Below are 6,000 nucleotides of genomic sequence, written 5' to 3'. Positions count from 1 at the left end.
GACCGCCGGCTTCTCCACGGACTCCTGCTCGACAACGGTCTCGGTCATCTCTGGCGTCTCCTTGATCATCAGATCCGCCGTTGATTAGACACTCCTCATTGTTGTGTCAGGAGTCCATACTCCGGCGGAGAGGAAGTGGAACCGATGCAGCTGTGCGGACACTTGTTGCTGTGGACTTCCTCTTGCATGAACGGGTCCGGTCCGGCGATCGGGCGGCGTTCGCCGAGATCTTCGACGAGCATGCGCGCGTCGTCTATGCCCATGCGATCCGGACGACGGGTGACTGGGCCCTCGCCGAGGACGTCATGTCACTCACCTTTCTGGAGGCCTGGCGGCTACGCGACAAGCTGCGCGAGGAAGTCAGGAGCGTCCGGGCGTGGCTCTTGGGCATCGCGACCAACGTGATGCGCAACACCGCCCGGGCGGCACGTCGGCATCGGGAGGCGATGTCCCGTTTACCGCCGCCGGAAGCGGTGCCTGACTTTTCGGACGAGGTGGTCGGGCAGATGGCCGACGCTCAGCGTCTGGCCGCCGCGGCCCGAGCACTGCACCGTCTGAAGCGGACCGAGCGCGAGGTCTTCGCTCTGGTCGTCTGGTCCGATCTGGGGTACGCGGCGGCCGCTGAGGCGTTGGGGATTCCTGTGGGCACCGTACGTTCCCGACTCTCACGAGCGAGAGAGAAACTGCGCGGGCTCGTCGAGGAGGAGCTTGGAGCAGATCCGCATGGTGCGGAACCGCGGACCGGCGGCGGACACATACCGCAGAGCGGGGTGGCCGCAGCCCGCGCTTCCCACAGGAGGAGTACACGATGAGTCCGGAGCAGCGGGAACAGTCCGAGCGTGAGCAGGCGAGCCGGATGCTGCCTCCGACTCCCTACCCGGAGCCGGCACCCGGACGAGTGGAAGCTCGCCGTGCGCACTTCTTGAGCGAGGTCGATCGACAAGCGCGGTCCCGCTCTCCCCGTCCGGCACTGCGGCCGAGAGGGCGTTGGAGGCTGGTGCTGGGCACGGCAGTGGCCGCTGGAGCGACCGCCGTCGTTCTCGGTCTCGGCTCCGGACCCATCGACGCTCCGCGTAACGTGCCACCGGCCTCGGCGGCGTCGGTCCAACTACTGGAGAGAGCGGCTCTGGCCGCCGCTACGACACCGCAGACGAAGGTGCGCGCCGGGCAGTACTCGTACGTCAAGACGGTCGGCCATACGTCGGTGTTGTCCGAGACCAAGGCCGGCACGATGGACCTCTTGCGCGAGGACGAGGGTATGGAGCAGTGGACCTCGGTGGACGGCAGTGAGCGGACCCTGCAGCGCAAGGGCGGCAGCGACGATCTACTGCCGGGCGCTCCGGGCCGAGGCAATCTGAACTCGCCGACCTACGACTTCCTGGCTGCCCTGCCGACCGATCCCGACATCCTGTTGAAGCGGATCCGCGACGACGCCGAGGAGAATCACGGGGCCGGTTCCGACTCCACGACGGGACCGGACCAGGAAGCCTTCGTCACGATCGGCGACCTTCTGCGCAACGGGGCGACTCCCTCCGAGACCACCGCGGCTCTCTACCGGGCCGCTGCCCTCATCCCCGGAGTCGACGTCGTCTCCGACGCCGTGGACGCGGCAGGCCGACACGGGGTCGCCGTCGCCCGAACACACGAGGGCGAACGCACCGAGTGGATTTTCGACAAGAGCACGGCCCAACTCCTGGGCGAGCGCACGGTCCTCGTGGAGGACAACGCGTGGGGGAAGGCCGGCACCGTCGTCACCTCCGTCGCCCTCATCGACAGCGGCATCGTCGACGAGGCCGGACAGACTCCCTGAGGGCCTGTCCGGAAGTTCTTCGGGGGTTGACACGACGGTTGGTTGCGCGGCCCGAGGCGCTCAAGTGTGCAGGCCACCGCAGGGATGCGATCACTATCGTCTCAGCGGGGTAGCCCCAGCTCACCCGCACGCAGCCCGGCCTGGAAGCGGGAGTTGGCCTCCAGCTTGACCATCAGTTCGGCCACACGCCGCCGGTAGGTGCGTAGCGAAAGGCCGATCTGTCTGGCCGCCGATTCGTCGGTGAGTCCCGAACCGAGGGCTTTGAGGATCACGCGGCCGTCATTATCGAGATGGGGGATGTTCTTCCGCAGATAGGTATCGGGATCGACGGCGGTGTCCCAGATCGCCTGGAACAGCGAGTGGACGCCGTCGACCAGGATCTGCGACGTCGTCACGGGGTATTCGCGGCCGGTAGGGGTCTCTGCGCCGGCCAGGATCATCACCCGCCGGGCTTCCGGGGAGACCGGACGTCGTAGCCCGGAACCGTGCTGGGCGGCCGTGACCCCTCTCGGCGCCGACCACGGTTCGCTCGATCCCCGGGGCCGGACGCGAGCGGTACAGCGATGACCGGGCCCCCTACGGCCGGTGCCCCTCGTCAGTGGTTCTCGCACTCCGTCAGGTCCGGTCGGCCCGGCGGGGCCTTGTCGTCCATCAGGTCGGACAGGTTCTTCACGTACATCTCATCCCAGGTCTTGCCCGCCAGGACGGTCCGGAGCGCCGAGCACACCTCGCGCTTCAGGAGCTTGTTCTCCGGCCGCATCGCCACGCCGTAGCCCTCCGCGCCCTGGATGTTCTCCAGCAGCCGCACCTTGCCCGGGTTCGCCTTCAGGTACCCGGCGAGAATGATGTCGTCCGAGGCCACCGCGTAGACGTCGGACTTCTCGTCCAGCAGCTTGTCCAGGCAGTCCTGGTAGGTGTTGGGCTGCGACTTCGCCATGGTGAAGCCCTGTTCGGGCAGCGTCTTCTCGTAGGTCGAATCCCGCGCGGTGCACACCGCGACGCCGAGGTCCTTCAGATCGCTGGAGTCCTTGATCTTGTACCGGGTCGACTTCTCGCGGACCAGGAAGCTCCGGCTCGCCTCGTAGTACGGGCCCGCGAAGGCGACGCTGTACTCGCCGGGCGCGGCGTTCTTCCGCTCGTCCGTGATGCTGTACGACGCGATGATCAGGTCCACCTTCTTGGTCTTCAGCGCGGTGCTCCGGTAGTCGGTGGGCACCTGGGTGAACCGGGGCTTGGCGTAGCCCATGCTCTCGGCGATGGCGTAGGCCAGGTCGATGTCGTAACCCTCGTACGTCTTGGTCTTCTCGTCGTACAGGCTCAGTCCGGGTTGGTCGCCCTTGACACCGATTTTCAGGATGGTGTGCGTGTCCTTCCACCGCTGCTGCGTGCCGCTCTCACCCGAGTCCTGCGCCTGCCCCGAACCGGCCCGGTCGCCGGACTTGTCGTCGGGGGGGCCGCCGTTCGAAACGATCCAGCCCACGCCGGCCAGCAGCGCGACGCACACCGCCGCCGCCGTCGCCGCCTTCCAGCCCGGGGACCGGACGCGCTTCCCGCTCGCCGACGGAGGAGCGGGGACGGGCTCGGCAGGCACGGGCTCGGCAGGCACAGACGCGGCAGGCACGGGCGCCGGGGCGGGGCCCTCGATCACCTCCCGGAGCATCGCCTCCGCCGAGGCCGCGTCCAGGCGCTGTCGCGGGTCCGTGATCAGCAGTCCCCGGATGACCGGGGAGAGAGGTCCGGCGTACTGGAGAGACGGTTCGGGGGACTGCCTGATGTTCTCCTGAACCTCCCAGGGCTTGTTGCCGTCGAAGGGGACGTGGCCCTCGACCATCTCGTACAGCGTGATCCCCAGCGCCCACAGGTCCGATGCGGGCGTGGGGCCCGGGGACGCGGGTGCGAAGAGCTCGGGCGCCTGGTACAGGAACGTGCCGATGACGTTTCCGGTGCGGGTCACCCGGGGCGCGCCGTCGAACGTGGCGATGCCGAAGTCCACCAGGATCGCGAGCCCGTCGTCCCGGACGACGACGTTGCCCGGCTTCACGTCACGGTGGACGACCGATGCGCCGTGGACCGCCCGCAGACCTTGGAGGATCTGGAGACCGATGTCTGCCGCCCGGGGCACGGCAAGGACCCGTTCGCTGCTCAAGAGCTTCGCCAGGGACCTCGCTTCGAACAGCTTCATCACGATCCAGACTTGGTCGTCGGTCTCGACCTGGTCGTGGACCGTCACCACGTTCCGGTGCTCGATCTTGGCGATGGCCTCCGCCTCGCGCCGTGCCCGCCGCATCGCCTCCGTCCGGGTGCCCGCGGTCATGGCCTTCCGGTCGAGCAGCCCCTTCACGGCGACGAAACGGTGCAGTCGCCGGTCGTAGGCCTTCCAGACCTCACCCATCCCGCCTTCACCGATCCGCACCAGCAGCTCGTAGCGTCCGTCGATCACGGTGGGGGAGAAGGGCTGATCGCCGTGCGGCGGCGTCCCCGGCCACTCCTGCGGCGCACCCGTGTCCGCGCGCTGGAGGCCGTCGTCCGCCCAACGGCCGTCGGAACCCCCGGCAGCCCCGTCGTCCGCCCCACGGTCGTCGGAAGGCCCGGCAACCCCGCCGTCCGCTCCATCTGCCCTGTCTTCGCTGTGCATACGGACCCCCCGTGCTATATGAACCTTGCCACAGTAGACGGCTCGTCACGTTCAGTCATGCTGACTTGACATGTCGGTTCGCGCTCGGCTGCCCGGGTCCACGTCTTCCGCTGCCTCGAGGTCGAGTACAACCGCAGCCGACTCCGCAGGCATCCCGAGTGCGGGTGCGTCACCCCGCTCGAAACCGGCCGGTGGGGTCGCCGATCGGTCGGCCGCTGCGGTGCATCGGGTGGGCGATGCGGCCGTGCCGGTCGATGCGCGGGAACAGCGGGCCGGCGGGCGGGCGGCTGTGCTCGAGCAGGCACTGGCGCCAGGCGCGGAGGGCGCGGAGGGCGCGGACCGGGCAGGTGGCCGGATGGGAGCCGTGGGAACCCCGAGCAGGCCGGTGCGGTCGACCTGCGGTCGCCAGAGCTCGACGGCCAGGCTCTAGGGTCGGGGGGCATGACGACACCCCTTGCCGGCAGTGCCTTCGACTCGCTCCGCCTCGACGCCGTGCCCGACCGGGAGGCACTGCGCCGGGCGTACGGCCTCCCCAGCGACGCGGCCGTGCGCAAGCAGATGAACGAACTCACCGAGCAGACCCGGCGGTTGATCGGGTGCTCATCGCTGGTTCTGGTCGCCAGCGCGGACGCCGAGGGCAACTGCGACGTTTCCCCGCGCGGCGGTCCCGCCGGGTTCGTCGCCGTCCTGGACGCACGGACGGTGGCGATACCGGACGCGACCGGCAACAAGCGTCTGGACACCCTGCAGAACGTCATCGCCACCGGGCGGGCCGGGCTGCTGTTCGTCATCCCGGGGCGCACCACGACGCTCAGGGTGAACGGCCGGGCCTGCGTCTCCACCCGCCCGGAGCTGCTGTCGCAGCTGACCGCCGTGGGCAAGCCGCCGGCCAGTGCGCTGGTGCTGGGGATCGAGGAGGTCTACCCGCACTGCCCCAAGTCGCTCCTGCGCAGCGGGGCCTGGAAGCCGGAGCAGTGGCTGCCGGCGGACGCCCAGCCGACCTCGGCCGAGGTGACGCTGGCCCAGCTGCGGATGCCGGAGCTGACGATCGCCGACATCGAGCAGACGGAGGCGGATTCGCTGAAGTACCGGTACGAGTAACGGGCCGCCTGGTCGCGGACCGGCTCGACGCGTGGGGCCATCCCCACACCTCCACCACCAACGAGACGCTGACCCTCATCACGGCCGAGCTGACCGCCAACGCCGTACGCCACGGCCACGTGCCCGGACGGGACTTCGAGGTGCGTCTCACCGGCACCGGTGGAGCCCTGCGCGTAGAAGTGTCCGACACCCGAACGGAACGCGTACCGCTACCGCCCCACGACGCACCACCCGCCGACGCCGAGTCCGGCCGAGGCCTGGTACTGGTCGCGGCGCTGGCCGACGAGTGGGGCACCACACCACGCGTGAACGCCCCCGGGAAGACGGTGTGGGCGATGCTCGGGCTTCTCTGACTTGGTGACTCCTCCACCCCGTAAACGGGGGTGTCTTCTCGCTATGCCGATTGGGCTTCGCGACGGACCAGCCCGGCTCATGGCATCCACGGTGCAGGACG

5 protein-coding genes and 1 pseudogene are annotated in these 6,000 nt (G+C 69.1%); 4 read left to right on the top strand and 2 right to left on the bottom strand.

All coding sequences use genetic code 11. The features are described 5' to 3' along the window. Nucleotides 1–170 precede the first annotated feature (170 nt). Entirely contained in the window at nt 171–812 is a 642-nt protein-coding gene (locus ACFYQA_RS32230) for an RNA polymerase sigma factor (RefSeq protein WP_388925523.1), read from the top strand. Further along, nucleotides 809–1,810, top strand: a complete 1,002-nt coding sequence (locus ACFYQA_RS32225) for a CU044_5270 family protein (RefSeq protein WP_388925520.1) — start codon at nt 809–811, stop codon at nt 1,808–1,810. Before ACFYQA_RS32230 ends, ACFYQA_RS32225 begins: the two co-directional genes overlap by 4 nt. A 101-nt stretch (nt 1,811–1,911) precedes the next feature. Here ACFYQA_RS32225 and ACFYQA_RS32220 read toward each other — a convergent pair. Both ACFYQA_RS32220 and ACFYQA_RS32215 read right to left on the bottom strand, forming a co-directional pair. Beyond that, nucleotides 1,912–2,259 (bottom strand): annotated as a pseudogene (locus ACFYQA_RS32220) (DNA-binding response regulator); the annotation flags it as partial. Nucleotides 2,260–2,405: 146 nt separating this feature from the next. Next, nucleotides 2,406–4,445 (bottom strand): serine/threonine-protein kinase, encoded by a 2,040-nt coding sequence (locus ACFYQA_RS32215; protein ID WP_388925517.1) that lies wholly within the window; start codon nt 4,443–4,445, stop codon nt 2,406–2,408. Between the two features lie 441 nt (nt 4,446–4,886). Between ACFYQA_RS32215 and ACFYQA_RS32210 the strand changes: the two genes are divergently transcribed. Beyond that, the gene (locus ACFYQA_RS32210) at nt 4,887–5,546 is read left to right on the top strand and encodes an MSMEG_1061 family FMN-dependent PPOX-type flavoprotein (protein WP_388925514.1); all 660 of its coding nucleotides are present in this window, start codon (nt 4,887–4,889) and stop codon (nt 5,544–5,546) included. An 8-nt stretch (nt 5,547–5,554) separates the two neighbouring features. Continuing rightward, the gene (locus tag ACFYQA_RS32205) at nt 5,555–5,899 is read left to right on the top strand and encodes an ATP-binding protein (protein WP_388925526.1); all 345 of its coding nucleotides are present in this window, start codon (nt 5,555–5,557) and stop codon (nt 5,897–5,899) included. The last annotated feature ends 101 nt before the right edge of the window (nt 5,900–6,000 follow it).

Origin of the sequence: Streptomyces sp. NPDC005774 (assembly GCF_042871645.1) — a bacterium.
In the GTDB taxonomy this organism is placed as follows: domain Bacteria; phylum Actinomycetota; class Actinomycetes; order Streptomycetales; family Streptomycetaceae; genus Streptomyces; species Streptomyces pratens.
This window is presented reverse-complemented; position numbering and strand designations above follow the sequence as displayed.